Annotated in this window: 21 protein-coding genes and 1 pseudogene; 8 read left to right on the top strand and 14 right to left on the bottom strand. The window is 62.6% G+C overall.

Annotation, left to right across the window (positions count from 1 at the left end; genetic code table 11):
• Window positions 1-35: 35 nt before the first annotated feature.
• From K2W81_RS00415 to K2W81_RS00400, 4 genes are read right to left on the bottom strand one after another with little or no spacing between them, the layout of a single operon-like run.
• Entirely contained in the window at window positions 36-1,970 is a 1,935-nt protein-coding gene (locus tag K2W81_RS00415) for a hypothetical protein (RefSeq protein WP_294100363.1), read from the bottom strand.
• Window positions 1,963-3,009 carry an AAA family ATPase gene (locus K2W81_RS00410; RefSeq protein ID WP_294100361.1) on the bottom strand — a complete coding sequence of 349 codons (1,047 nt, stop codon included), beginning with the start codon at window positions 3,007-3,009 and terminating at the stop codon, window positions 1,963-1,965. Before K2W81_RS00410 ends, K2W81_RS00415 begins: the two co-directional genes overlap by 8 nt.
• A complete protein-coding gene (locus tag K2W81_RS00405) occupies window positions 3,006-5,270 on the bottom strand; it encodes a hypothetical protein (RefSeq protein WP_294100359.1) in 2,265 nt (754 codons plus the stop codon). The genes K2W81_RS00410 and K2W81_RS00405 overlap by 4 nt, the downstream gene beginning before the upstream one ends.
• Window positions 5,267-5,953, bottom strand: coding sequence for a hypothetical protein (locus K2W81_RS00400; RefSeq protein ID WP_294100357.1), 687 nt, complete (start codon window positions 5,951-5,953; stop codon window positions 5,267-5,269). Before K2W81_RS00400 ends, K2W81_RS00405 begins: the two co-directional genes overlap by 4 nt.
• Window positions 5,954-6,768: 815 nt before the next feature.
• Here K2W81_RS00400 and K2W81_RS00395 point away from each other — a divergent pair.
• The gene (locus K2W81_RS00395; protein ID WP_294100355.1) at window positions 6,769-7,923 is read left to right on the top strand and encodes a hypothetical protein; all 1,155 of its coding nucleotides are present in this window, start codon (window positions 6,769-6,771) and stop codon (window positions 7,921-7,923) included.
• Here K2W81_RS00395 and K2W81_RS00390 read toward each other — a convergent pair.
• Window positions 7,911-8,918 (bottom strand): hypothetical protein, encoded by a 1,008-nt coding sequence (locus tag K2W81_RS00390; RefSeq protein WP_294100353.1) that lies wholly within the window; start codon window positions 8,916-8,918, stop codon window positions 7,911-7,913. The two genes, K2W81_RS00395 and K2W81_RS00390, sit on opposite strands and share 13 nt — an antisense overlap.
• Before the next feature lie 368 nt (window positions 8,919-9,286).
• Between K2W81_RS00390 and K2W81_RS00385 the strand changes: the two genes are divergently transcribed.
• The 5 genes from K2W81_RS00385 (at window position 9,287) to K2W81_RS00365 (ending at window position 14,805) form a co-directional block, all read left to right on the top strand.
• On the top strand, window positions 9,287-9,598 hold the full coding sequence (locus tag K2W81_RS00385) for a helix-turn-helix transcriptional regulator (RefSeq protein WP_294100352.1): 312 nt from the start codon (window positions 9,287-9,289) through the stop codon (window positions 9,596-9,598).
• Between the two features lie 173 nt (window positions 9,599-9,771).
• Window positions 9,772-10,866, top strand: coding sequence for a hypothetical protein (locus K2W81_RS00380; RefSeq protein ID WP_294100350.1), 1,095 nt, complete (start codon window positions 9,772-9,774; stop codon window positions 10,864-10,866).
• On the top strand, window positions 10,866-12,680 hold the full coding sequence (locus tag K2W81_RS00375) for a hypothetical protein (protein WP_294100348.1): 1,815 nt from the start codon (window positions 10,866-10,868) through the stop codon (window positions 12,678-12,680). The genes K2W81_RS00380 and K2W81_RS00375 overlap by 1 nt, the downstream gene beginning before the upstream one ends.
• Window positions 12,673-13,710, top strand: coding sequence for a hypothetical protein (locus K2W81_RS00370; RefSeq protein ID WP_294100346.1), 1,038 nt, complete (start codon window positions 12,673-12,675; stop codon window positions 13,708-13,710). The genes K2W81_RS00375 and K2W81_RS00370 overlap by 8 nt, the downstream gene beginning before the upstream one ends.
• A 48-nt stretch (window positions 13,711-13,758) precedes the next feature.
• Window positions 13,759-14,805, top strand: coding sequence for a DNA cytosine methyltransferase (locus K2W81_RS00365; RefSeq protein ID WP_294100344.1), 1,047 nt, complete (start codon window positions 13,759-13,761; stop codon window positions 14,803-14,805).
• A gap of 85 nt (window positions 14,806-14,890) precedes the next feature.
• On the opposite strand, the gene virB11 is transcribed toward K2W81_RS00365, so the two are convergent.
• Genes virB11 through K2W81_RS00320 form a run of 9 tightly spaced genes read right to left on the bottom strand, consistent with a single transcriptional unit; the run spans window position 14,891 to window position 23,221 of the window.
• On the bottom strand, window positions 14,891-15,910 hold the full coding sequence (virB11, locus tag K2W81_RS00360; protein ID WP_294100342.1) for a P-type DNA transfer ATPase VirB11: 1,020 nt from the start codon (window positions 15,908-15,910) through the stop codon (window positions 14,891-14,893).
• Window positions 15,907-17,001 (bottom strand): TrbI/VirB10 family protein, encoded by a 1,095-nt coding sequence (locus tag K2W81_RS00355; protein WP_294100341.1) that lies wholly within the window; start codon window positions 16,999-17,001, stop codon window positions 15,907-15,909. Before K2W81_RS00355 ends, virB11 begins: the two co-directional genes overlap by 4 nt.
• Window positions 16,998-17,693 carry a TrbG/VirB9 family P-type conjugative transfer protein gene (locus K2W81_RS00350; protein WP_294100338.1) on the bottom strand — a complete coding sequence of 232 codons (696 nt, stop codon included), beginning with the start codon at window positions 17,691-17,693 and terminating at the stop codon, window positions 16,998-17,000. The genes K2W81_RS00355 and K2W81_RS00350 overlap by 4 nt, the downstream gene beginning before the upstream one ends.
• Window positions 17,690-18,448, bottom strand: a complete 759-nt coding sequence (locus K2W81_RS00345; protein WP_294100337.1) for a VirB8/TrbF family protein — start codon at window positions 18,446-18,448, stop codon at window positions 17,690-17,692. The genes K2W81_RS00350 and K2W81_RS00345 overlap by 4 nt, the downstream gene beginning before the upstream one ends.
• On the bottom strand, window positions 18,445-19,695 hold the full coding sequence (locus K2W81_RS00340) for a type IV secretion system protein (protein ID WP_294100336.1): 1,251 nt from the start codon (window positions 19,693-19,695) through the stop codon (window positions 18,445-18,447). Before K2W81_RS00340 ends, K2W81_RS00345 begins: the two co-directional genes overlap by 4 nt.
• Window positions 19,695-22,085: a VirB4 family type IV secretion/conjugal transfer ATPase gene (locus K2W81_RS00335; protein ID WP_294100335.1), complete on the bottom strand. Its 2,391-nt coding sequence runs from the start codon at window positions 22,083-22,085 to the stop codon at window positions 19,695-19,697. Before K2W81_RS00335 ends, K2W81_RS00340 begins: the two co-directional genes overlap by 1 nt.
• Complete coding sequence (locus K2W81_RS00330) at window positions 22,064-22,348, bottom strand: type IV secretion system protein VirB3 (protein ID WP_294100334.1); 285 nt, start codon at window positions 22,346-22,348, stop codon at window positions 22,064-22,066. Before K2W81_RS00330 ends, K2W81_RS00335 begins: the two co-directional genes overlap by 22 nt.
• 1 nt (window position 22,349) lies before the next feature.
• Complete coding sequence (locus K2W81_RS00325; protein WP_294100333.1) at window positions 22,350-22,658, bottom strand: TrbC/VirB2 family protein; 309 nt, start codon at window positions 22,656-22,658, stop codon at window positions 22,350-22,352.
• 50 nt (window positions 22,659-22,708) lie between these two features.
• On the bottom strand, window positions 22,709-23,221 hold the full coding sequence (locus tag K2W81_RS00320) for a TrbC/VirB2 family protein (RefSeq protein ID WP_294100332.1): 513 nt from the start codon (window positions 23,219-23,221) through the stop codon (window positions 22,709-22,711).
• Window positions 23,222-23,489: 268 nt separating this feature from the next.
• Between K2W81_RS00320 and K2W81_RS00315 the strand changes: the two genes are divergently transcribed.
• Together K2W81_RS00315 and K2W81_RS00310 are read left to right on the top strand one after the other, a co-directional pair.
• Window positions 23,490-23,708 carry a hypothetical protein gene (locus K2W81_RS00315; protein WP_294100331.1) on the top strand — a complete coding sequence of 73 codons (219 nt, stop codon included), beginning with the start codon at window positions 23,490-23,492 and terminating at the stop codon, window positions 23,706-23,708.
• Window positions 23,709-23,779: 71 nt separating this feature from the next.
• Window positions 23,780-25,481, top strand: a pseudogene (locus K2W81_RS00310) (hypothetical protein); the annotation flags it as partial.

Genomic DNA, 25,481 nt, shown 5'->3' with positions numbered 1-25,481 from the left:
CCACTGCCACAAGCTAGCATTGTCACAAAGCCGCTTCATAGTTCCGGCAGGATGCCGAGAGCAATGAGCTGTGTACGGTCCCAGCCAACGCCTACCTCCGTCATTGACCGCTTTCGCATCGCCGTGCTTGCCTTCCGCGAGTGGAGACCCATGTGATGGCCGATCTCGGCGGACGAGGCCATCCTCACAGCGATCTTGATCGCGCTTTCCTTGGCAACGCATTCAGCGCGACCCACCTCTTCGAACTTCAGTTCAACGTCTTTCTCTAGCGCGTCGAGGTATTTCGGAGCGATATTGAGAATTTCGCCGAGGTCGTCCTTTGATATCACCGATGAAAATGGGAAGGTTCGCCCACTCGGTGTAAAGCTGCAACCATCGAACTGAGCCATGTCAGCGGGCCGGACAAAGATCCTCTTGGCGTTGAATGGGCCACCGTTGCCCCACACCGGTAGCCGTCCGATCAAGATTGCAGTGATGATGTCGGCCCAGGGTTTCTCGCGCCCTCCTATCCGGCGCGATGCCGCGAGGAGCGATATCGCGTCCGCCGGGGCATTGCCAGGCCGGGTGACTCTCCCCAGCCTTGATAGAAGGCGGTCGAACGATTCTTTCTGGACGCAAACCCATTCCCTGACAACGAGCACCGCTGGGTGGCGCTCCCATCGAAGGAGCCGGGAATCGATCAGCTGCTCGACGCCGTATAGGGGCAACTCCAGCTTGCCGGGCAGCGTGTTGATCGGGATTGCTGAGCGCAGAATCCGTCCGATGCCCTCGACCTGTGCAGCGTCGAGCTGCATCCTGCGCCGCGTGATGCCAGGGAGACGGACTACCTTCACGGCTTCTACATCGACGACCTTAAGGACGTCATTGTGATCGACACCCCAGTTCCGGGCAGTTTCGTTGGGCAAATAATAACGGCGCCCGCCGGCGAAGCTCCGCTCGACGCTGGCATTCAGGTCGGGCAGCACTTCAAGCACAAGCGCGCTCAGCTCTTCCCCTTGGCTCTTGGCGACCGAGATCCGACGCAGCAGTGTCCGCCACTTGAGGAAGCTATCGCGGTCGTTGCGAAGACTGTCGGCTCGGTCATGCACGAAGCGCTCAAAGGAGGTCGGCCAGTCGTCAAGCATTGACGCTCCGGTCGTTACGACCGACGCCAACGTCTCGGCTGGCAGTTGGTCTAGGTCATGCTGTGTGCACTTGGTAATCGGGTCGTCGCGGCAGATCAGGCCAAGGCGGCAGGCGAGACGGATCAGGGTGGCGTATTCGACCCCACGCAGCCGTTCCGGGAGCGACGCGCGGGCAGCGGCGCGTTCACCCTCGACGGGCGAGACGAGCGCGGAGAACAGGCGGTAGTGTGTCGCCATGTCGGCCGGCAGCATCGCATCCGCGGATGCGGGCACCGTCGTCTCGCACCACTCGCAGGTGCCCACGCCCCACGTCCACAACCAACCCAGAGTTTCGGAGCAGTGTCCGCAAGTGTCGACCAGCCGCTCCAGCGACATCGGGCAGTATGGCAGCAGGTTGTTAAGCCACGCGACGCGGTGGTGGCCGGCCGACTGCAGCGACACTGGACCGATTCGCCTCTTATACAGCTCCAGGTGGGATCGGATTAGCGTAAGGTCGCCAAACTTTGCGCGTTGGTGGGTGGCGCCGAAGTGCGTTGAGTGGACGCGCTGACCGGCGTTCGCAGCCAACCTGTCGGGATCCGCGCGAACGACGACGGCGATGCGTTCAAGGTCTGTCCGCGGCAGGAGCTGCGCATGGCCGGGATAAGCGCATTCGATGCCGGCGGCGTCGTAGATAAGGCCGACGCGGTGGAGGACGTGCTCCGCCGCTGCTCTAACCATCATTCCCGGAATGCTCTCATCGTCCTCGAAATCGACGGCGAACCTCACCCGGGGGAACTTCGCATCGGTCGACGGCGAGGATTCCGACGGGTTCAAAGCATCAGCCCCGGTTTCGCGGTCAGTCATTGTCGGAGAACGGATCGTGGTCGATCCATCCGTTGCCAATCGCGTAGCCGCGCACCGCATTGCTGAGATCAATCGCCTCGATGGTGGCCGCGCCGCGCGCCACTGCCATCGGTAGGGCTTCCTCGATCAACCGCGCGACGCGGCCGACGTGGCCGCTGGAGACCGCAAGTAGGGCGTCGAGAGTCGCGTGCGCGACGAGGTTGGGGGACAGAAGGACGGCGCCCGTCGTGACCAAGGCGTCGTCGAGATTCCGACAGAACGCCTTGAACAGCCTTGCGTCCTCCTTCCCGGCTTTGGTCTTGTTGTCCGGCTTGAGCTGCTTTAGAATCAGCGGCGTGCTTAGACGAGCGCAGAGGTCACCATTCTTCTTGAAGAACGCCTCTGACTTGCCGTTGCCAATGAGCAGCAACGGCACGACGCCGCGGTCGAGGAACGTCTGAATGCGCTCGGTCACGTTGCTCGCGTCGGAGCCCACGCGGTCCAGTCGCTGAGCCTCATCTGCCACGACAAGGTCGACACCAAGCCGGATCGACCAATAGGCGATCCGGGTTTCGAGGGTGTGGTAGCTGCGCCTGTCCTCCTTCTTTTCCCCATCCTTCCTCCGCTTCCGTTCGGTCGCCTCAGGATCAGGATCGATCTCGTCTTCGCCGAGCTGCTTGAGAATTTCCTGCAGGAAGCTTTTGAGTGTCATGTGGCGCTCGATCGTGACGATGATTACCTGATACGGGTTGGGGGGCAGCCCTGCCGCAGCCCGCTCGGCCGCTAGTTCGGCCTTGAGGCGCCAGACAAGCGCACTCTTACCGGCCTGCGTCTCTTGGCTGAGGCGACGTCCGGTCAGTGGGATGCCCCGCTTGCCTTGCGTCTGGCGAATGTAGCGGCGTAGCTGACTGATGACGGCGACCTGCGGCCCATGGTACACCCAAATGGTGGCGAACGCCGCGTTGGCGGCATCGACGCGGTCGTCCAGCGCCGGATCCGCATAGTCGGGTGCAGCATTGCCGGTGACATGCCGCGGTTGCTTGCCAAACGGATCCTTCAACTTATCTCTCCGTCGTCTTCGTCCCAGAGGCTGAGGGATGAACCCTCGTCGGCATCCGCACCGAGGAGGTTGTCGTCGAGCTCCAGCTCCAGCTTTTCCTCGCCGCGCGTGGCATCGGCGGTGCTCGCATAACCATAGTCGCTAGCCCGCTTGGGCGCGCTGGGCTGGTCCTTGGGCTTGCGATCTTGCTTCTGCGGGGGCGGCACAGGCAGGTCCGCACGGTTCACGCCGCCAAGCTCAGTCACTAGGCCGATCTCGGGTAGCTGTCCAAACAACGGATCCTTGGCACGCAGGCCAGACTTGCGACGTATGTCCTCGCGCTCGATCAGCGCCGCCATATTCTCGCGCGCGGAGAAGTCGGCTTTCGGCATCTCGATGTCGAACGCGACGATCGCGTTGCCCTTGATGGCAATCCATTCCCGGTCGCTGGTCGCGCCGCCCTTCCCCGCACGGACCATGCCACAATACTGGTGGTGCTCCCACCTGCTCAGGCCGCCCGTGTAACGAGGATTGGTCGACCACATCGGGTGATAATCACCGGTCTCGTCGTCGAGCACCTCGATCATGTCGATGTCGCCGTCGTAGACTCGGATGGTGACGAGGGCCTTGCTCGTGCCCTCGATCCTCTCGTCGAACGGCGTATTTCGATGGTTATTGTCGAGGACCTCGCTTATGCCTCGTCTGTTCCAGCGGTAGCGGACCTTGTCGTAGACCAGTCCATCGCTGGTGAGGATCTGTCGTTCGGACGGCGTGCTTGCAAAATGTCGGCGGATCCTGCCAGGGTCCACGAGACGGTTGCCGCCTGCTAGCAGGTGCTCGATCATCAGATCCTCAGGCGACTTATTTCCGAAGCGCTTGCGGGGTTTCCTGTTCCACTCCCGGCGAGCATCATCGACCATTTGCGCATAGACCGCGCGGTTGACGTCGGCCGACTTGATCGGATCGTATCTCGGATCTGCCATCCGGCTGGGTCCGCGGATACGGCCCCGGACGCCGCGCAGCTTGCGTTTGACGAACTTGTTGAAGATCTCAAGGGTGGCCTTGGCGTCATGGAGATACGCAGGCGCCAGTTCTGTGGACGACGTTGCAGTGACGGTCGCTGGCACCAGCGCCGGCGGCAGTTGCGCCTTGTCGTTGTCATACATCAGGTCGGACGGCAGGGCAACGAGCAGGCCCTTGTAGGGATCGGCGGCCACCTCCTCGGCACTGAGGACAGGAGCTACCATGATGTTGAGCGCGGCCTGAATGCCCATCTCGGCACGGTAGGGGCCGGTGAACACCACGCCTGGGAAGACATACTGCGTGTGGGCGTCCATCGCGAAGACGCCCTTCATCTTGTTGGAGGGGATCGGCCAATCCTCGGCATAGAGGCAAGCGTGTTCGAATTCGGTGCCGTCCATGAAGACGCGCTCAAACGCGTGCTCGGTTTCCACGGGCTCGCCGCTTGCCTCGAAACGCTTCTTCGCGCTGTGTCGGCCTTCGCGGATCTCCTCGGAGGTTCGTCCGTCCAGCAGACGCACGCGAAGCCTGACAGTCTCCATGGAAGGGGGCTCGATGCCGATGTCGGGGACACCTGCCGCCTCAAGTTGACGCCACCAGCGGTCGCAGAGCGCCGCAGCGTCCTCGAACGAGGACAGGCGAGGTGTGGCGATGTACGTCATTGCGACACGGTGGACGAGCCGATCCAATACCGGCGAAAGCTGCGACATGCCCGTCAGCCGGCCCGAGGTGTTCACGAAGCTCCAGATGTCTGCGTCGCCAATCTCGAGTTTGCCCATCCAGCGGATAAGAGCGCGGGGATGCGGACGCACATTCTTCAGTCGCTTGACATGGTCGGTATCGTCCGGGTGATGGGGGATCTCGGCCGTTGAGATCCAGACCTTGAGGACGTCGGCCGACTTAGGCATGCCCGCCTTCTTCGCGGCCATCGCCCAGTCGTGACGAGAAGCGGCCTTCGGATCCCTCTCCATGCAGGCGGCGCGGTCGAGGCCGAGGAAGCGTCCGGCCCGGATGTCGTCATCGGAGGAGTTACCGACGTCCTGAAGACGCCCTGCGGCGAACTCAGCGAGCACCCAGACGACCGTCGGCATGATCCACTCGTTGGAACCGGGCAGCCGAACCCGCACAGGTCCCGCGTCGGGATCGTTATCGGGCACAATGTGGAGCACCCAGTCGCCGAGGTGCTCAACGTACCTAAGTCGCCCGAGTTCAACGTGATCGAGGATCGTGCCGGCGACGGCGAAGAACGGGACGCCGTTCACGGCCGTACCGCGAAGCGCTGGAGGAACGCGCGCAGCGCGTCGGGATTGGCTGGAGCGGCGGGAAGCGTTACCTTGGTGTCGCCCATGGGTGGCGCCGAGAGGTCAACGCCGACCTCCCGGCGTAACATCATAGCGTTGAGCTTCGCCTGGGCCTCTCGGCCCGGTCCGCCCACTGCATCGAGAACGACGCCCAGAGGGGCGATGCCGCCTTCGCGGGTGACTGCCGTTTGCGCGCGTTTGACGTCGGCATCGGAATATGCGGTGCGTCGGTCGTCGAAGGCGTCCTTTACTGTGCGCCAGAAGGTGGGTTCAGCGATGCGGCGGCTGGTGCGACGGAAAAAGCGGGCACCTGCCTTCTCGATCCGCTCCTCGAACAGCGCGAGTAGGTCGCGCGTGTCGGACCGATCGAAATATGCCTGTGTCGCCTTGACCTCCTCGACCAGGATCTCGCCGTCCTCGGTCGCGTAGATGACGTCGGTGGTGTATTCGACCGACCGGCCATCCTTCGTGGACCATCGCATCTGTAGGGGCTGGAACTGGTAGTCGACGACTGCTGTGCTCATCTCGAGCAGTCGGAACAGCGCGAGTTCGTAGGGACCCTCAAAGTATTGGGCACGGCGCGGCTTCTCACCGTAGCCGGCGGCCGTCGTGAAATAGTTTCGGTAGTTGAAGTTGATCCGCATCTGGCCGAGGTCGGCGGCCGCGACCAGGGTCGGCGAGTGCCACCCCTCCAGGGCGTGGCGCGGCAGCGGCGGCCGCCCGGCGTCTCGCCGGTCACGCCGCGGCTCCCACGCTGGCGTCCGCGCGGGACGCCATGGCAGACTTTCGCGGGGGTTTGGGATGCGGGACGGCGCCGCCCGCATCAGCTCTTGGATGTCAACATCCTCGTCTGCGCGCTTACGGGATATGGCGGCGCGGCGCTCGAGTTCGTCTTGGAGGAGCCTCAGACCCATTCGTCGGCACTCGTGGCGCGAAGGCCTGGCTCGATGCTGGCAATCGCGTTTTCGGGAAGCCCTGTCATTCGAGCCCCCCCGAATGCGGTATCGTGACGACAAGGCAAAGGTGGTCGCTGACCAACACATCCAAACGGTGCTCGGCTTTCGGCCGGGCCTTTGCCCACCCCGTTTAGATGTTCACGTCGAGCGCCGCCGACCTGCGGATCACCGCGTTTGTCGTCGCGGGAAGTCATTCTGACGCTCCCGATCCGGCGGTGCTGCCAAACGGAGGCCGCTGGCGACCCGACGCCGGGCGTCGCCAAAGCGCGATCCGCGCTTGCGCCTCCGTCGACAGCGGCATGATCGTTCGGGCACCGAGGGCGTCGTCATTGTTGGGCACCCCGCCAAAGGTATTCCGCACCCGTCATCTCCTCGTCGACCACCCGCGAATCGCTATTCGTAGGCATACTGCACTAGACAATAATCTATGGAGAGCGTGATGCTGATCGTCAAGTAGGTGCATTGCACTAGACATTCGAAGCGACTATGGTTAACGCGCTATCATGCTTGAGGATCGTCCAAAGTCTGTTGGCGAGAGGCAGGAAAAGCTGATCGCGCTCGTGTGGCCCAAAGGCATGTCGATCCGCGAACGCATTGTGATGGAAGCTGTTCCGGCCGCTGTCCGGAATCAGCTGCTGAACCGGCTTGAGGCCGTTTGGCGGGCCGAGCAGGGCGAGCCGCCTGGCGCTCTCGCCAAACTCGCCGGCCTGAAGCGTGCGGCTTTTTATAATCTGCGGGTCGCGTGGCGAAAAAATTCGCTCGCCGGGCTGGTTCCGCATGACACCCGGAGAGGCCGCCGCATTGACGCCGACAAGGATGATCCGCTCCGGAGTCAGGCTGTGGCTCTTCTGCGCGCGGGTCCACTGAAACGTAACGTCGACTTGGCGAAATCCATCATGGATGCCAACCAGTCGCTGGTCCCCGAGGACGCGGGACCTAACTATGCCCTGACAGTTCTGCAGCGCCTGCAACGGCTCGTTGGGGAAGAACGTAGGCGGCTGGCCGCGGACCCGGCCTTCGTAGGTACCGCCTACGGCGGCGAGCTCGTGCTCGACCTGACCGCCGTTCAAATCATCATCGAATCCTCTGAGCGCTTTCTCGCCATAGCCGCGATCCTGTTAGAGACAGCCAGTGGTCTCGTCTTGGGCTCGGCACTTGGAGAGATGCACCAAGGGACGTCGCTGCAATGTGATGCCCTGAAGAGTGGACTCTCGTTCCTCGAAAGCCAGAAGGCCGACATCGCAGATTCCAGCGACGCGATGCCTCGGCTGGGCTGGATGTTGCCCCCTGGCATCGATGCCGAGCAAATTGCCGGGTCGGTGGAGCCGCACGTTGACGAACTGATCATGGGACGCGCCGGCGGTTTTTCGTTCGGCCAACAGGTTCTGCAGGTGGTTGGGCCCCGAATCGGCCGGACACCGCTGAACCCCCGCCGGACATTGCTAGCGAACGTGGATATGGAGGAATACCTAACGCGTCGCGTCGCCCCCATCGTGACCCTCGATGAGGCGCGGGCAATCTGGGCGCGCGAGGTAGAGCGGCACAACGCCGACCGTGTCGCCGCCCTGACTTCGGCGGGCATCATCGGCAGCGGTGTCACCAACGGCCGTCTCGCTGCCGTCATCCTCGCAATGCTCGCCGCCCTTCAACCTGCCTGAGCAATCTCGGTCAGGGCCTTGGTCAGGCGGCCCCGGCAGTTTCCGTGCAAGTGCGCGAACGCCATTGTCGGTTGTCCGCTGAGCAAGCGACCCCGGATCAACTCCTCGGCATCAGCCGGCGTCAGGGCCTTGGCGCCGGACTTTACGGTCGCCGACCGTCTGCTGCCCCGGTGCCAGATCAGCCGTTGCTTGAGCCGCAACCCCGCGTGCTCGCGCCCCAGAACGGATTCTGCAACGAGCCCGCCCCCGTGGGCGTGCGTGAGAACATAGGTTGCCTCGAGCCCTACTAGCCGCAGAGCCTCGATCACCGTGCCGCATTCCGCCTCCGCCATCGCGACAATGCCGACGCGAGGCTTGCCGGATGACGTGGACGTGTACTGTATCCCGCGACGCAGCGCATCGAGCATCGCGGTCGCGGTATGCGCCGAAGCGGGCGTTCCGTTCGAGATTGCAAGCCCGACGGGCGTTTCGGACGCCACGTCGATGACGAGCGTCGCGAGCGGACGGCGCGCGCAGCCATCGCCGAAATCGACCGCGAGGTCGATGACAGTGTGATCGACGATCAAGTCGAGCCTTGACCTTTGCTCGTTCGTCAGAAGCGTGGGTCGCTTGCGCCGCACGTATCTCGCGACTGTGCTCGAGTTGGGAAGCGAGATGCCTTTTTTCGCCGCCGCGGCCGCAACCGCGTCGATGACCGCGCCAGCCGCCGCCCGGCCGTCGGCGGCTATCACCTCGTCGATCAGGTCGAGCACGGATTTGGCGATCCTGGGCGACGTGTTGCGAGGCGCGTGGCGCCCCATCATGGCTTCCGGTTCCGGCTTCAGTCGCCATGCCCGCACCAGATTGTAGAACTGGGCCGGGCGCAAGCCCAGCTCTGCGGCGGCGGCTTCGGCGGCTCTTCGACCTGGGGCCGCGATAAAACGCTCCACCACCAAGATCCTGCGGCGCACCTCGTCACGCCTCTCGAGCGCCACGAACGTTAGGTCGTGGGTCATGCATTTTTCCCTTCCGATTTCTGATCTGCTGGAAAGTCTGTGCTCGGACGGCACTTGGCGTCGCGACATTCAACACCGGCGAACGGGGCGTTCTGGAGAAACGCTACGGTTCGACGAGATGGCGATCGGTGCCCGGCCAGGCATCGCCGGCGGGATGGAACTGCCGTTGCGTGCAGTCGGCTAAGTGAAACGGCCTACTATCGACCCAGTCATATACCGATTCAATGCAATCAGCTGGTTAATGTTGCTCTGCAGCATGCGCGGAGGTTTGGCTTTGAAGACTGCAAACGAGCTCGACTGGATGCATTGTATTGCCGACCCGAGCCCTGGAATGTATCCGGTTAGAATTTGAACCCAATCGGGATCGGATGCTATTCGAAGAACTTCGTGAGGCTCGACGGCTGGCAGGATGGTCGCAACGAACCTTGGCCAACCGGATCGGCGCCGATGCCCAGACCATCAAGCGGCTGGAGAAAGGCGTCGGTTCAGTCGCGAACCTGACGACGGTGATGGGGGCGTTGGACTTTAGTTTGACGGGCCTGGGGCCTGGCGGAACTCTGGCAGAACAATTGCGCGCTACCCGACGCAGACGTTTAATGTCGCTCGATGAGCTGGTGTTAAAGACGCATTTATCGAGGACGACCATTTCCGGCGTGGAGTCGAATCGCAGAACTCAATGAGGAGAACGAGGCGCCGATCGTCCCGACGCTCGACGAGGCGCCGCCAATGCTGCAGGGGAGCCGATTTAGCCGGTATTCCCACTGGGGACGATGCCGCTGTGACTCTTTAAGGCCGGCCGGCGGTAGTGCATGTCAGGCTATCGGCATCGCAGTGACTTTGCTAATCAGCGCCAATGACCGCCGAACTTGAAAAGTCTCAACCGAATAATGGTCAGAGGCCCGACCTGCTCGACCTGATCGAGAGCGCCTGCGCGAATGCGAAATCGAGTTTCCCGAGAAATGGTCAGATCGACTATGGCTCGGTTCTCCGGGGCTGGATCAGCCAGCTCGAGGCCAACGTCCTGCCCCACACGACCGCGGGTGCCGTCTCGGTCGATGGCGGTCGCCTTACCGCCCATGACGTCGAGCATGTTCGCCGGGTACGGGCCGTCTGCTCCGATCTTGTCCATCAGGCTGCGACGGCGCTCGAGCCATATGAGCTCGTCTTCCTTCTATACGCGGTCTATATCCATGATCTCGGCAACAGCTTGGGTCGGGACGGGCACGAGCGTCGCGCCAACGACGTCCTCGACGCAGCGCAGCTGCCGATGACAATGGACCAGGTCGAGAATCGTCAGGCGCGGGACATCGCGCGTGCGCACGGTGGCCGCGCTGCAGGGTCCAAGGACACGATCGGCCAGCTTCCGGTTCAGCAGACGATCTGGAACTTCACCGTCCGCACGCGGCTGATCGCGGCAATTCTACGGCTCGCCGACGAGCTTGCGGACGATCCCGCCAGGGCTGACCGCGTCGCGATGCGCGCGGGAACACTCCCCCGCGAGGCAGAGGTCTACCATCACTATGCAGCGGCGCTACACAGCCAGGTGGCGGTAGCCGCCCAGAGGACGATCGAGCTGCATTTTGAGATATACGACGAGACCCTCTTCACACGCCCGCTCGGCAAGGGGCCGGGCGAAACCCAATTCCTCGATGAGATTTTCGAGCGAACGCTCAAGACTTATCGCGAGGCCCGCTACTGCTCGCGCCACCTCCGTCCACTGCTCGACTTTGACCGCGTGAGGGTAACCATTTCAATTTTCGACCGCGATAACGAGTTAGCGCAGCCGATATCCTATACGATCGGGGAGCATGGATACGGGGACGAGGTGAGAACCATCTACGACCTCTCACCCGAACTGGCGAATTTCGAGGGTTCGCGCTTGACCGCGGAGAGGTTGGCCGTGCTGCTCCGCCCGGCGGACGCCGCCAATTCCCGGGAGCCGACTTGATGGAGCGCCTTGCCGAACTGAACCCCTTCGCGGTATTCACTCCGGAGGGGCTTAGCGCGGAAAGGGTCGTGGAGATCTTCTCGACCGCAATGCCGGGCCTCGACGTCATCAGCGTCGACGGCCACGTCTTCCTGTTCGGAACGCGCGGCTCCGGCAAGAGCATCCTGCTACGCTACCTCGAGCCGGACTGCCAGTCGATCGTCCAGAAGCGGCCGGTCCGTGACCTGGCGCACTTCGGGATGTACGTGTCATTCCGCGAGACCGAGGCGCAGATCAGCGAGCTCGCGCGCTTCAACAACATGCATGGCCAGATCTTCTTCAACGAACATCTGCTCGTTCTCGCCATCGGCGCGCGGATCATTGCCCGGCTGCTCCGCAACCTGCCTATACCGGACGGTGCGCTTAATGAGCCCGCGCTCAGGGTCTACGGCGAGCTAACTGACGCCCTCGGAGAGCCCGCAGGTGCGAACGACGCCAATGACGCTCGTGCGGCCCTCGCCCATCTCGCCGCCGCGATCCGCAAGGCCTACCGAACCGCCATACAGTATGTGAAGCGCCACGCGTTCCGCTCCGAGATACTGTCCTACGAGGGCCATCTTCACGGCTATGACGATTTCCTCCTGCCGCTCGTTGCGCTTGTGCGAGAGGCGATGCTGCTCCGCCCTGGCACGTCGGTCTTTTTGATGCTCGATGATGCCGACAGCCTGACCACGACGCAGATGAGCGTCATCAACTCGTGGATCGCGCGGCGGCTGTCGGCCGAATGCAGCATCAAGGTCGCCGCGCAGGTCAACGCCTATAGAACTATGCTTACGATCGGCGACCGCCGGATCGAAGCGCCCCACGACTATCACGAGATCAACCTGTCGGACATGGGCATTCGCCGGGGCAACGAGCTGGTCTACCGCCAGCGCATCGCGGCGATCGTCAATCAGCGGCTGAGGGCGATCAACGTCACCACGCCCGCCGACAAGTATTTCAGGGAAGATCATAGTCAGCAGATCGCGATCGAGAAGATCGGCCGCCGTCTTCGCCGGTCGTGGAACGATGGCGAGGGACGAGGCCATCGCGAGCGCGACGACGTCCAGCGCTATGCCCGACCCGATTTCATCCGCTCCCTTGGCGGCGCGCGCAAGAGCCGCAACAAATACAGCTACTCGGGCTTCGAGCAGCTCGTCTACATCTCCTCTGGGGTGCCGCGATTCTTCCTTGAGGCGGCTGCAGATATGTACGACGTTGCCTATACCAAGAAGCTTTCGAGGTATCCGCATGTCACCGAGATACCCGCCAACATCCAGAACGACGTCATACGCGAGCATGCGCAACGTCAGTTCATCCTCGACATCAAGGCCCTTAGTAGGGATGCTGAAAGGCTCGACGGCACGCCGCAACGTGCCGTGAGGCTCCACAACCTGATCAATGGACTTGGCGCAAGTTTCGAGGCGGCCCTCCTCGACGAAGTGGCCAGTGAGCGCAAGCAGTTCGCCTTCGCTTTTTCGGATGTTCCGGACCCGGACGTTGAGGCGGTCCTCGATCTCGGCGTGCGCTATGGCTACTTCTTTCGAGGGGTGATCGGCCGAAAGGAGGGGATCGGACGCACCAGCCTCTACCTTATGAGCCGACGTCTTGCCCCGCTGTTCAACCTCGACCCTACTGGCGTTGCGGCTTATAAGTTCATGACCAGCGCGGCGGTGATGGAGATGATGGATCATCCGGACCGGGTGCGCAACCGCCTGCGACGCAGCCGCGGGGGGGCTGCGGCGGGTGCGGAACAGCCGACGCTCGACTTTGATAAGGGTGTTGTAGATGACTGATTTCACCTCGCGGCAGATCGCGGACGGCGCTCTGGGCGAGATCATTCTCATTGGGTCGATAAGCTTCGAGAGTCGCAGCCTCGCGCTCGCTGAGGCCGTGGGCCCCGCGAGCCTAGCGCGCTGGATCTGCCTTAAGAACCGCGACATCGAGATGAGCGTCGAGCAAATCGAGCGACGCGCCAATGAGATCGCCGCAGAGGCAGGGATCGCTTTGGAGATTGAGGAGACGACCCGCCGGGATCCGCTATCGGTCGCGGACGCGATCCGACGCATTCTTGAGGCCATCGGTGAGACGTCGCGGCCGATTGTGGTGGACGTCTCGGCAATGACCCATGAGACCGCCCTGATGGTCGTGGCGGGTGTTTCCGAACTGGCTCCTAGCTGGTCTGACTTGCGATACGCGTACAACGCGGCCGGACAGTATGGCGGAAACGATAGGGATAGCTCGCAACGCTGGCTGAGCAGAGGGATCCAATGCGTGCGCTCCGTCGTGGGGTATTCGGGTCTCTGGTCACCCGGGGACAAGGCTACGCTGGTGGCGCTGCCGGGCTTTGACCTTGAGCGCGTGCGGCGCATCGTAGACGAGATAGAACCCGACCGGGTGATCGTCGGCGTAGCGCGCCCGTCCCAGCCCGAGCATGAGTGGATGTATGCCCGCAACCACGAAGTCGCCCGGTCGATCACCGCTGCGCGCGACGGCGTCGTCTTCGAATACGGGGCTCTTGACCCGATAGATGCCGCGAGGCAAGTGGCGAAGGCGCTCGAGGGAGTTGATCACAATGTCATCATTGCGCCACTCAACACAAAGGTTTCTACCATTGCCGTAGGCATGCTCGCGTTGGCAAATTCGGACTGGCAGGTTTGCTACGCGCCGGCACTCGTCTACAATATCCATTACTCAAAGCATTCAGAATGCTTCCAGGCGTTTGGGCACGACGAGTTGGTCGCCAGCATCGCTCCGTTCGCACGAGCAAGCACCCGCATCGACATTGCCGCGGTTGACAGACTATTTGTGGCGGGCGAAGATTAGGATTCTACTCGTGCGACCTGTTCGACGAGCGACGCACGGGCGGGAACAATGATTGGCATCGACCTCTTCGCTGGAGCGGGCGGAATGGCGCTTGGTGCAAAGTGGGCCGGCGTCGAGACGATAGTCGCTGTCGAGGCGCACCGCAGCGTTCACGCGACCTACAGCCGCAACCATCCCGATGCGACCGTGATCCATGGCCGCGTCGAGGATCTCGACAGCCTGCCCTTTGCTGGCGCGCATGCCGAAGTCGTACTCTTCGGTGGTCCTCCCTGCCAGGGCTTCTCCACATCCAACCAGCGAACCCGCAACCTGGCGAACGAGAAAAATTGGCTTTTCAAGAGCTTCATATCCCACGTCGCCCGAATCCGCCCGAAATGGGTCGTCTTCGAGAACGTAAAGGGCATCCTGGAAACCGAGAAGGGCCTGTTCGCCCGCGAGATCGAAAACGATCTCCGCGGCCTTGGCTACGACGTCGTTGCGGGTCTGCTTAACGCTATCGATTTCGGGGTGCCCCAGGCGCGCACACGGTTCTTTCTTCTTGCGCGGCGGGAAGGGCAAGCTCCCGCCCTGCCGGTCGGCAAGGCCACGCCAATAACCGTTGCGGACGCGATTGACGACCTTCCGGTCCTGCAGAACGGAGCGTCGGTGGACAGGCTACCCTACCGGTGCGTCGCGAAATCGGAATACGCGCGCTCAATGCGGCGAGGGTTGAAGGTAACGCAGGGCCACCTTGTGACCAACAACGCCCCGCACATCGTTGAGCGGTATGCGACCATACCGCAGGGCGGAAATTGGCGGGACATTCCTGAGGCCATGATGTCGACCTATGAGGACCGTACGCGCTGCCACACCGGAATCTACCGCCGACTTGACCGCGAGGCTCCGTCAGTGGTCATTGGCAACTTCCGCAAGAATATGCTCGTCCACCCCACCCAGGATCGCGGTTTGTCGGTGCGCGAGGCGGCGAGACTTCAATCCTTTCCCGACGACTACGAGTTTACTGGGACCATTGGACTGCAGCAGCAGCAGGTTGGTAACGCCGTTCCGCCACTCTTGGCGAAGGCAGTGTTTGAGACTGTCACGCGGGCCGCATGAAATCGGTCGTTGCGGGACCGGACTTTCTCCTTGCTCCTGATGGGATTGGACGATGCCTGCCCGTCAGACTGCGGTGTTTGCGACCTCAGCGCGAACCCAACGAATCCCTGGCCGAAATCCGCGAAATTACGCGCCTTCCTTCTTGGCGTTCGAGCTGCACAAACACATCGACGACATTGTTGACGTAATCGACGATATCCGCTCGCCGCATCTGCACGCCCGATTGCAAAATGATCAGCGCGATTTGCTCGACGGCGCCTTCAGGGCTGTCGGCATGGATCGTCGTGAGCGAGCCGGGATGGCCGGTATTGACCGCGCGCAAGAATGTGTAGGCTTCAGCCCCGCGAAGTTCGCCCAGAATGATGCGGTCGGGGCGCATGCGCAAACTTGCCTGCAACAGATCGTCGGCGGTCACGCGTGCCTCGCCCATGTCGCCTTTTACCGCGATCAACCCGATCGCGTTGGCGTGATTGAGTTTGAGCTCGGGCGTGTCCTCGATCAGGATCACACGCTCGGCGGGGGGGATTTCCTTGATCAGCGCGTTCAGGAACGTGGTCTTGCCGGTCGAGGTGCCACCTGCGACGAGGATATTTTTGCGCGCGCGAACGGCTGATCCGAGCGCGGTCGCCAGGCCGCCATCCCCGGGGGTTTCGAAGTCGATGGGCGGTTCCGGTGGCTCGTCGTTGGCGACCTGCGTTCCCAAAAACGCGCCATTTGCGTGATAGTCGGCGAGCGTCATGTCAGCGACGACATGCTTGCGGATCGCCAGTGCCATTGGCCCCCGGGTTGCCGGCGGCGCGACAATCTGGACGCGGGCACCGTCGGGGAGTGTTGCCGACAGGAGCGGATGTTCGCGGCTAATCCCCTGGTGACTGAGACTCGCGATCTGGCGGGCGAGCCGCCACAGTCTCACCTCGTCGAGTTCGGGTGCCTCATGCCGTTCGAGGCCGCCGCCGAGCGTCTCGATCCATAGCTCGCCGGGGCGGTTGACGAAAATGTCGGTGACATCGGCGCGCGCCAACATCGGGAGCAACGGCGCAAGATACGCGTCGAGATAGCGAAAGGGTAAGGGTGCGGCGTCGCCGTCGTTGGCAGGTGCAATCATCGAACGGGCGGCGTGCCGCCGAAATCGAGATCGCGCGCAACAAAGATCGCGACCTCGGCGCCCTCGCGGACCTTGACCGTGGTGCGCGGCGCGACGTTGGGCAGCAATTGCTGACCGACCGACCCGAGCTGTCCGGGCACGCCGACAAACACCGAGTTCGAGCCCGAGCCCGCGCTGCGCGAGGCAACCTCCACCCCAATCGTCAGTGCCGATTGCAGCACGGCATTGGCGAAGCGTTCGAAGAAATGCGTGTTCACCCGGCCCGCGATCCCTGCGCCGCCGAGTGCGTCGGTCGCAGGTGAGCCGATCCGGATCGCAACACCATCAGGACGGATCAACCGCGTCCAGGTGACGAGTACGCGGCGCTGGTTCGCATTGGCGTCGGCGCGAAACTCGCCGATCAGGCGACTGCCGCGCGGGATGAGCACGCGGCTGCCGTCGAAACTGCGCGCGTCACGCGATATGATCGCGCGCGCCATGCCAGATCGATCCGAGTTCAGCGGCGTTTCCAGCACGGCCGCGATGACCGTCCCTTGTGGGATCAGCGTGCCACGATTGCGAATGATCGTGGCGCGCACGGCGTCATCACCATCGGCAGCCGCTGCTTCCGCGCCCTTGCCGTCGCCATTGGCGCTGCTGACCGCGCCGGGTGCACCGGTGGTTCGGTCATAGACCATCACCGGCGAAGCGTCGGGCGCGCGCTCGGGCGGGCGCGGAATCGGGGGCGGCGCAACGGGCGGCGGGGACTGCACGAAAATCGGGGGCGGCGGCGCCGGGCGGATCGGAGGCGTTGATGCTGCGGGCCGGGGTGCCACCGCCGGTTGCGGGCTGGGGGATGGCGCTGGCGCGGGGGGAACCGGCAAATTCAGAGGCGGTGGTGCCGCTGGCAATTGCGTCACCGCCGCCGGGCGGTCGCGCTGCGCGATAACTGCGCGGCGCCGCGCGTCGAGCACCAGGAACAGGATGACCGCAAGGATCGCCGAGATGCCAAAGATCGCAGGGCCCGTGACGACGCTGCGAGGGCGCGCGACGCTGGGGCGCACATCGTGGCGCGGCAGGGTATCGCGCGGATCTTCGGCAACCGCCGTCATGGCCGCTCGACCTGCGTCAGCATCCGCGTTGCGGTCGCGCGCGCCTTGCCCAGCTTGAACACCATCTGGCGCGCAACGCCTTCGATCACATAGGCGCCATCGCGGACCACGCCGTTGACCAGCGCCTGGCGACCCCGCGCGTCGACCAGATAAACGGCGGGTATCGCCACGTCCGGCCCCCAGGCAATCGACGTGAAACTGCCATCGTCGGACATCGCGAGCGGCCACAGCGATTTGTCACCGCGAAGCCGGTACCGTGTCGGTTCGATCGTCACTTTGGTTTCAGGAACACGTTCGGCGACCGGATAAGTGAACCGCAGCGTATAGGCCAGTTGCTGATCGTCGCTGGTGGTGGGGTAGAGAGTGAAGCTATACCGCCGCACATCGGTGAATATCGTCAAGTTCGTCGCCGACCCGCCGCTCGCCAGCTTGACGAAAACAACATCGCCTCGCTTGTTCGGCTGCACCTGCCAAGCCGAACTATTGCCCACCGAGATTGTCTCGACACGCTCATCGGGGGAGAGCTGCACCGTCAGCGCAAATCCGGGCGCCACGCGCAAGGCGACCACCTGTTCGGGGTCATAGCCGACCGTTTGAAGATGGGGGTCGCCGGGCCCCGGCTTCGGCGTTACCTCCGCCAGGGCAGGGGTCGCGAGCGCCAACAGCGTGGCAACCAAAAAGCCCCTGATCATGGCTGCGTCCGCGCTGGGGCACCGGGGTCAAGCGAGGCCGCCGCTGGCGGAGTCGCCCGTGGCGGCGCGGGCAATGCCTCCTGGTCGCGGCGATAGCTCGTCACCTGAAAGCCGAGCGGATTCACGAGCCGGTCATCGATGCTCATCGGGATGCGCGCGAACCGGTAACGGATGATCGCGACCCACGAGGCGCGAGGGCCAGCCTCCTGGCCCTGATCGACCCGTTCGGTGTCGAACCGCACCAGCGCCGTGCTCGGCCCGATCGGCGATACGCTGCGGATCGTCGTCGCAATCACGGTGGTGCGCGGATAGCGGTTGAGCGGGCTGTCCGGGTTGCTCGCAGGAATCGTGGCGAGATAGCTGCGACGCGCCGTATCGGCCGACCACAGCGCGACTTTGCGATAGTTGGTCTGGAGTGCGCTGATATCAAATCCCTCGCGCGCGATCACATATTGCGCGAGCATCGATTGGGTGAGCGCGGCATCGGGCTCGATCCGGTCGGTGGCGCTGCCTTTCAAAATCTGCGCAAAGCCCGTCGTCTTGTCGACCAGCAGCGTATAAGGCTCGACGGTCTTGAGCGGCGCAAGCGCCGCGAGCGCAACCGCTTCGAGGATGGCGATCCCGGCGGCGATGCCCGCGATCGTCCAAGCGATCGTCCGCGACCGCCGCAGGCCTTGCTGCCGATCGGCTGCCCAACTCTCAGCCTCGGCATAATAGCTATCGCGGTGCGCTGCGGCGTCGATCGTTTCAGTCATGTGCGGGCATCCCTGCGAGCGGCGGCTTGCGACAGTCGCCGGGACGTCCGCCGTCCACGCTGGCCGAGCGGTTGGAGTGTCACTGACTCGCTCTCTCCAACGGCACGCACAGATCCGGCGATCTGCGCCACACGGCCACCGCCCTCTGTGGTCCCCGTCCGCCCGTCGCGTCGGTCGAGATCGATGACGGCATTCGCTACCAATCGCGCACGTGACATGCCTTCGTCGGCCTGGCGGGCAAAAGCCTGCTGCTCTCCTTGCTGAGGCCGCGCATCGCTTGGGCTTTGATGGCGCTCGACGAGCTGCATCGCGTGCCGACGCACCGCGTCGGGCAGCCGAAGCCCTGCCGCCGCGCGCATTACGGCGATGAGGGCCGCCGTGAGCACGAGCGCGAACAACGCGGTGGTTGCCAATATTTCGCCGGGCAGGATCGGAACAGGCGTGCCGGCGGCGACCAGTTGCTGAAGCAGGCGCAGCTGCGGCTCGAGAATGGCAAGCTCGATCGCGATCACGGTTGGACCCGCCACCGCGCCGACCGTTGTCCCGATGAGCACGCGCAGCCACCCGACAAAAAGACCACGCATTGCCTCGAACAGGAAGCAACCGATGAACAATGGCCCGAGCGCAAGCAGCAATCCCGCGATCACCCGGACCGCGAGGAGCCCGGCAAGCGTGCCAACGATCAGGATCATACTCGATGCGGCCAGAAATCCTGGCGACGGCGTGCTGAGTTGCGCCGTACCGCCTGCGGTCGGCAGCGTTGCGGGAACGCCGTCGGCATTGCGTGGCGAAGCCTGGCGGCTGGGAATGGCGGCGGGATCGGGGTGGAGCAGTGCGTCGAGAACGTCATAGGCGCCCTGCACCCGTGCCGTCAGTCCCTGCCGGTCACCGCCGCCGAGGCCCGAGGGCGCAAGGATCCGGTTGGCGAGTTCGGCAGGGCCATCAATGGCGACGTCGTAAATGACCGTGCGATACGCGGGCCATTGGGTCGAAAGCGCAAGAACGAGGCCGATCTTGACGACGCTCGACACGCCGTCGCGGACACTGAACGTCTCGCCCAGCAGCAGCCGGTAGCCAATCAGCGCGATGTAGATCGTGATCAGCCCCCCAATCGCGAGGCCGATCGGCGATCCGCTCCCCAGCGCGCGATATCCCGCCTCGCCGAGCGTGCGCGCGTGGCAATCGACGAAGCCGACCACGCTCGTCACATAGGGTGCCAGCGGATCGAAGCCAGGGCAGACGCTCATCACGCGACCTTCAGCAATTCGGGGAGCCAATTGGCGGGATCATCGCCAGTGCGCGCCCGTATTTCGTCGAGCAGCCGGACCGTGCGTTCGCGCCCCGACAGGATCGTCAATATCTCGTCTTCGCCGCCCAGATTGAGCCGGGCGACCACAGAGTCATTGCCGTGTTTGATGAGGAAGCATCGTGCACTGTCGGGCAGCGACCGCACCAGATCATATTCATGCTGAGTGAGCCCGAAGCCGTCGACATAGTCGCGCGCCTGTGCCTTGGGGTTGGCCATGAAGATTTGCGTGGCCGCCTGCTCGACAATCGCGCTGGCGATGCGGCTGCCGAGCGCGTCCTCGGCGCTTTGCGTCGCGAACCCGACGATGCCGTTGCGTTTGCGGATCGTCTTTTCCCAATCCTTGATGCGGGCGACAAACACGTCGTCGTCGAGCGCTTTCCACCCTTCGTCGATCACGATGATCGAGGGCGTTCCATCGAGCCGCTCCTCAGCCCGGTGGAACAGATACATCATCACAGGCGTCCGCAGCGTCGGGTCATCGAGGATGCGCGTCATGTCGAACCCGACCGCGTCCGCCGCCAGGTCAGTGCGATCAAGCGCATTGTCGAATGCCCAGGCATGCTCCCCGTCACCCCACCAGGGGCGCAGCCGCGACCACAGATCGGCGCTATGCGGCCGCTGGCCGCCGCGGAACAGTTCGGCGAAATAGCGCAACTGGCGGTAAACCGCTGGTGCAGCAAAATTGGCGTCGACGGCATCGGCGATCCGCTCAAGATCATCGGACGATAGCGTGGCACCGCCGCTTTCAGCCAGCCGCGAAACCCACGCGATCAGAAAGCGGTGATTTTCCGGGGTATCGGCAAGTTTTAACGGGTTGAGCCCGCTTGGCGCCCCCGGACGCAACACATCATAGCTGCCGCCGATTGCGCGGATGAACAGTTCGGCGCCGCGATCCTTGTCAAAGAAAATGATGCGCGGGTGGAACTTGCGTGCCTGGGCGAGGAGGAAATTGAGCACGACCGTCTTGCCTGAGCCTGAAGGCCCAATGACCGTGAAATTGCCCAAATCACCTTGGTGGAAATTGAAGTGATAGGGGCCCGCCGCCGTGGTCTCGAGCAGGGTGACGGCCTGCCCCCAATGATTGCCGGACGCGCGACCGATGGGGAAATTGTGGCCGCTGGCAAAGCTGGCAAAATTGCTGCTGGAGATCAGCGCGCGGCGCGCGATAAAGCGAAAATTTCCCGGAAATTGCGCCCAAAAAGCGGGCTCCAGCCCCATTTCCTCGCGCACGGCGATGATGCCCAGGTCGCTCAGCGCCGCTTGTACTTCGGCAACCCCCGCATCGACTTCGGCGAGCGAGGCGCCACGCACGGCGATCGTCATATGATGTTCGCCAAAGGCGGCGCGCCCAGCGGCAAGCTCGTCCTTGGCCGACGCCAATTCGCCGCGCAGGCTGAGCGCTTCGTCGTCGGAAGCACGCATCCGTCGCAGCGCCAAATTCATCGCGCCGAGTCCGGCTTGCCGGTCGACGAAGCCGAAGCTCTGGCTGATCACCAGCTCGGCCGGCGTCCGTAGCAGATCGTCGAGCATGCCGGGGAGGGTCTGGCCGGGATAGTCCTTGATCGACACCATTGCCGCAAACACGGGGCCACTGTCGCCAACGGGACCGAGTTCGACGGCGTCCTGCCCGAAGCTGACCCGGCGATAGGGCAAATAGTCGCCGACATCGCCGTGCGGCAGGCGCACCGGGCGCAGTTCGGCATTGTAGAGAGCGGACAGGAACTCGAGTGGCTCCGAGCAAGGGCCAGCCGCCGTGTCATAAACCTCAAGGATGCGCGGATCATAGCTGCCGAGTGCTGCCACCACTTGCTCGACTGCTGCGTCAAGCGCGCGCCGCTCGACCGCAGCTTGCGCGCGGGCTTCCTCGCGGCCGCCGCCGCGCCCCAGCAGCCGGGCAAAGCGGTCAGCGGCGCCGCCGCGCCCCTGGAGCGGACGGCGCATCACCGTCACGAACAAGTCGTTGGCGTAAAGCGACTTACCGGCCAGCCGGGCGCGCCAGCTCGCGTCGAGCTGGCGGCTGAACGCGTCAGGGTAATCGGCTTCGATCAGTGGCTCGACGCGCCGCCGGATGATATGATGATAGAGCGCGAACCGCGACGTCCCGATGGCTTGCAGCATCGCATCGCGTAGCCCCTTTCGATAATTGAGCTCGTCGGTATCGGCGGTCTCGAACATCAGCCCGCCAAGCTGGATCACCTGAAACAGCATGCCGTCGCGCGTTTCCACCGTGCGGTCATCGACATGGCGGGCATAGGGCAGCCGCGATCCCGCGCTCGCCTCTTTGTCAAAGCCTTTCGGGTCGCTGGTCAGGCGCGGTATGAGTTGCACTGCCACAGCCGATAATTGCGCACGCGCGGGCAGCGCGACGCCTTGATGAGCCACAGGTCGAAGATGCGCGGCTCGCCAAGGCAAGCGAGATAGCCGATCACGTGAACCAGCAGCGCTGCCAGAAACACCCAAAACGACTTGAAGATCAGGAACAGCTCGGTCGTCAGAATCGCATTGATGACGAAAAAGCTATAGGTAACGCCTGCAAACATCTGCGGGCGCGTCAGCGCAACGAATAGCGGGTCGCGGTCGAGACCGGTCACCTCAACCCCCGGCTGCGGTCGACTGGATGCCTGCAACGATACTGGTTGCGCCAAACAGGATGAAGCAGCCGATGATGACGGTGACGCCGTAGCGCCAGTTCATCCGCCCGGTGAGCATCAGAAAGCCCACCGACGCCACCGCGATCACCGCGACGACCGTCGCAACGGTGCCGAGCAACGTGCCCTGGAGCCAGTTGACCGCGCCGAGGATCGGCCCGGAGCCGGCGGGATCGGCATAGCTGCTTTGGGCGCGAAGAGGGGAGGCGAAAGCCGCGAGCGTGGGCACTAGCAAACAGTTGACGATACGCATGATTGACTCGCTATCTGGTGTGATCTTGCGACGCATAGCCGTTGTGATCTCTACTTAACGGTGGGCAGATTTGAAACGTCCGGAGGAGGATCAAGCGGACGTGAACGGAGTTCTTCTTTGCTGAGCGGTCGGCGGATAAGGGCAGCGCCAGCATAGGGATCATATGGGCGTCCGCTTACCCTTGGCTCACTAGTCACGGGCGGTGGCGGTGTGATGCTGACCGATTCCGCTCCCGACGAGTTGGTCCCGAGCAAGCCGCCGACGATGCCACTGGCCCCAAAAACAATGAAGCAGCCGACGATCGTGCGGAACGCCTGACGCCAATCGCTGCGACCTGTAAGTAATAGAGCACCCAGCGTAGCAATCGCCAGCACGGCAACACTCGTGGCGATTGATCCGACAACCAACCGTTCGACCCAAGCCACCGCCTCCGTGAACACCGACGCGTGCTCCGCGTTGTAATTGCTCACGGCAGACTCTCCAAATGGCTTCGCAATGATAGCTAAATTTGATTCGTGAAGTCCATAGCCTTTATACCCGAACGGCCATGTCACCGTTGTCATTACCGTCGAAGATGGGTGCTCGATTACACCTAAAGGGTGCTTTCGGAAAAAATTTTCACAAGATAGGCCATGCGTGATCGGCCATTTTTCTACAGATTCTGCTCTGTCAAGAACTTTCAGTCAGTCAGCCTATCAGCGGTAGATTCATTGTTGCGCTTGTCAAAATCGCTCAAATATGAATTAATCCCAATAATAACGAAATCGATTCGAGTGCATGTCAGGTGTGCTCGAAAATCTATTTTACGGTAATCTGTAGGGAGGTTTTGCTGTGGCAAATACGATCAATAAAATTGTCATCATCATTGCCACAAGTGCAGTTCCTTTTGCAGCGATGGCCTCCGAGACAATCACCTACACATATGACGCCAAGGGCAGAGTCGTGAAGGTCGTCCATACGGGGGCCGTCAACAACGGCGTCACCAAGGAATACACCCATGACAAGGCTGACAATCGCAAGAAGGTGAAGGTCACCGGCGCGCCTCAATAGACAAATTGATCAGTGTTTATCAAGTAAAAATCCGATAGCAATATCAGGAGTAGAAGATGCTTGCCTTAAGAATGTCAAACACCAAAAAGTTTCGGTTCGCACTTCTTGCAAGTGCTATTGCTGTCCTGACGGTGCCAGGTCAGGTCAACGCGCAGACGACGCCTACACCATCGCGACCCGTTACCGACGAACTGGGGGTCGATCTGGCGACCGGCACGATTGCTGCTGCGTCAAAGGATGTATCAATTGGCAACCTGTCATTTGAAAATATTTGGAGCGGACCGGTTGATGAAACGACCTTTACAAACGCCGTTCTCGACAATGCGTTAAGTGCGGTTGTATTTATCAACGGCAATTCAGTTCTGTTTGTACGGCAGCCTGACGATAGCTACAAGCCAGAACTTGCGAACGGCGCTCGGCTCACCATTGCTAACGGCACGGCACTTTATGTAGCGCCAGATGGCACGCGCTATGAATATCTGACGACACCGCCGACCGATGGCGGCGGCCTTCAAAATCAGCGAGGAACAAATCAAAGTTGGTACCGCTTGTCGCGAATCGTCGCGCCCAATGGTGAAATACGTACGTGGAACTACCGGCAGGAAACTGTCGGTTCAAACTGCGGTCGATTCGGCATTTGCCAATCCTCTACCAACTATTTGCGAGTCCAATCGGTTACGACCAACACCGGCCTGATGCTGAAGGCGAACTACGCGACGAACACGCCTGGTGCCGATTTCAGCAAACTGACGAGCGTCCAGGCGATCAACCGAGCTGTCGATTATTGCGACGCCAATGCGGATGCCTGCTCGAATCTGACGCAGCCTTGGCCCACGTTGAGTATCTCGATTTCAACCGATCCCAACGGCAATCAGCAAAAGCTGTTGTCGACGCTGGGCGGGGATTTCCTGGCGCGCATCAGCGCGACGGGACTGCTCGCGGTCAACAGTGACAATCAGAACAATGATGACTGGTCGGTCAGCCGTTATCCCGACGGCATGATCTACCAGATCGTGCGGCACGGCGTGGCGACGACCTATAGCTATGCAAGGTCGGGCGATCAGCTGACGGTGACGCGCACGGGGCCAAACAACATGGTCGACACCTTTGTCATCCGATCTTCGAGCGCGCTGCCGACGCGGCTCGAGAGCAAAACCGACGAGCTGAACAACACGACAACCTATGGCTATGACAGCGAGAACCGGCTGTATCTGGTGACGGCGCCTGAGGGTGATGCGACCCAGACCAGCTATGACCCGATCGGGCGCATCGTCGAAGTGCGTAACAGGGCCAAGCCAGGAAGCGGGTTGCCCGATCTGGTATCGACCGCCGGTTATGTTGCGAACTGCACGGTCGATGGCGTCAAATATTGCATGAAGCCGGTGTGGACGCAGGACGCGCGCGGCAACCGCACTGACATCACCTATAGCAACGATCACGGCGAGGCGACGCGCGTCCAGCTGCCGGCGCCGACTGCCGGTGCGCCGCGTCCCGAAATCAACGCGACCTATGCCCCCTTCTACGCCAAGGTTCGCAATCAGGCGGGCGCCCTGGTCGATGCGGACAGCCCGGTGTGGAAACTGACGCGGCAAACGCAGTGTGCAACGGCTGCGACCTGCGCGGGCAGCGCGTCGGAACAAGTCACAGCGCTGGAATATGCGGCGTCGGGCGGCGGGCTAAACCTGTTGCCGACCAGGATCACCGTGTCGGCGGGCGATGGATCAGTGTCGTCGAGCGTCGATTACACCTACGACAGCGCCGACAACGTCATCG

Origin of the sequence: Sphingomonas sp., from assembly GCF_019749955.1 — a bacterium.
Classification (GTDB): domain Bacteria; phylum Pseudomonadota; class Alphaproteobacteria; order Sphingomonadales; family Sphingomonadaceae; genus Sphingomonas.
This window is presented reverse-complemented; position numbering and strand designations above follow the sequence as displayed.

Coding starts and splice junctions, on each gene's coding strand:
- K2W81_RS00365 (WP_294100344.1), top strand. CDS start 13,759: ATGATTGGCATCGACCTCTTCGCTGGAGCGGGCGGAATGGCGCTTGGT.
- K2W81_RS00415 (WP_294100363.1), bottom strand. CDS start 1,970: ATGACTGACCGCGAAACCGGGGCTGATGCTTTGAACCCGTCGGAATCC.
- K2W81_RS00390 (WP_294100353.1), bottom strand. CDS start 8,918: ATGACCCACGACCTAACGTTCGTGGCGCTCGAGAGGCGTGACGAGGTG.
- K2W81_RS00355 (WP_294100341.1), bottom strand. CDS start 17,001: ATGACGGCGGTTGCCGAAGATCCGCGCGATACCCTGCCGCGCCACGAT.
- K2W81_RS00395 (WP_294100355.1), top strand. CDS start 6,769: ATGCTTGAGGATCGTCCAAAGTCTGTTGGCGAGAGGCAGGAAAAGCTG.
- K2W81_RS00370 (WP_294100346.1), top strand. CDS start 12,673: ATGACTGATTTCACCTCGCGGCAGATCGCGGACGGCGCTCTGGGCGAG.
- K2W81_RS00320 (WP_294100332.1), bottom strand. CDS start 23,221: ATGACAACGGTGACATGGCCGTTCGGGTATAAAGGCTATGGACTTCAC.
- K2W81_RS00340 (WP_294100336.1), bottom strand. CDS start 19,695: ATGAGCGTCTGCCCTGGCTTCGATCCGCTGGCACCCTATGTGACGAGC.
- K2W81_RS00325 (WP_294100333.1), bottom strand. CDS start 22,658: ATGCGTATCGTCAACTGTTTGCTAGTGCCCACGCTCGCGGCTTTCGCC.
- K2W81_RS00375 (WP_294100348.1), top strand. CDS start 10,866: ATGGAGCGCCTTGCCGAACTGAACCCCTTCGCGGTATTCACTCCGGAG.
- K2W81_RS00400 (WP_294100357.1), bottom strand. CDS start 5,953: ATGCGGATCAACTTCAACTACCGAAACTATTTCACGACGGCCGCCGGC.
- K2W81_RS00385 (WP_294100352.1), top strand. CDS start 9,287: ATGCTATTCGAAGAACTTCGTGAGGCTCGACGGCTGGCAGGATGGTCG.
- K2W81_RS00345 (WP_294100337.1), bottom strand. CDS start 18,448: ATGACTGAAACGATCGACGCCGCAGCGCACCGCGATAGCTATTATGCC.
- K2W81_RS00350 (WP_294100338.1), bottom strand. CDS start 17,693: ATGATCAGGGGCTTTTTGGTTGCCACGCTGTTGGCGCTCGCGACCCCT.
- virB11 (WP_294100342.1), bottom strand. CDS start 15,910: ATGATTGCACCTGCCAACGACGGCGACGCCGCACCCTTACCCTTTCGC.
- K2W81_RS00380 (WP_294100350.1), top strand. CDS start 9,772: ATGACCGCCGAACTTGAAAAGTCTCAACCGAATAATGGTCAGAGGCCC.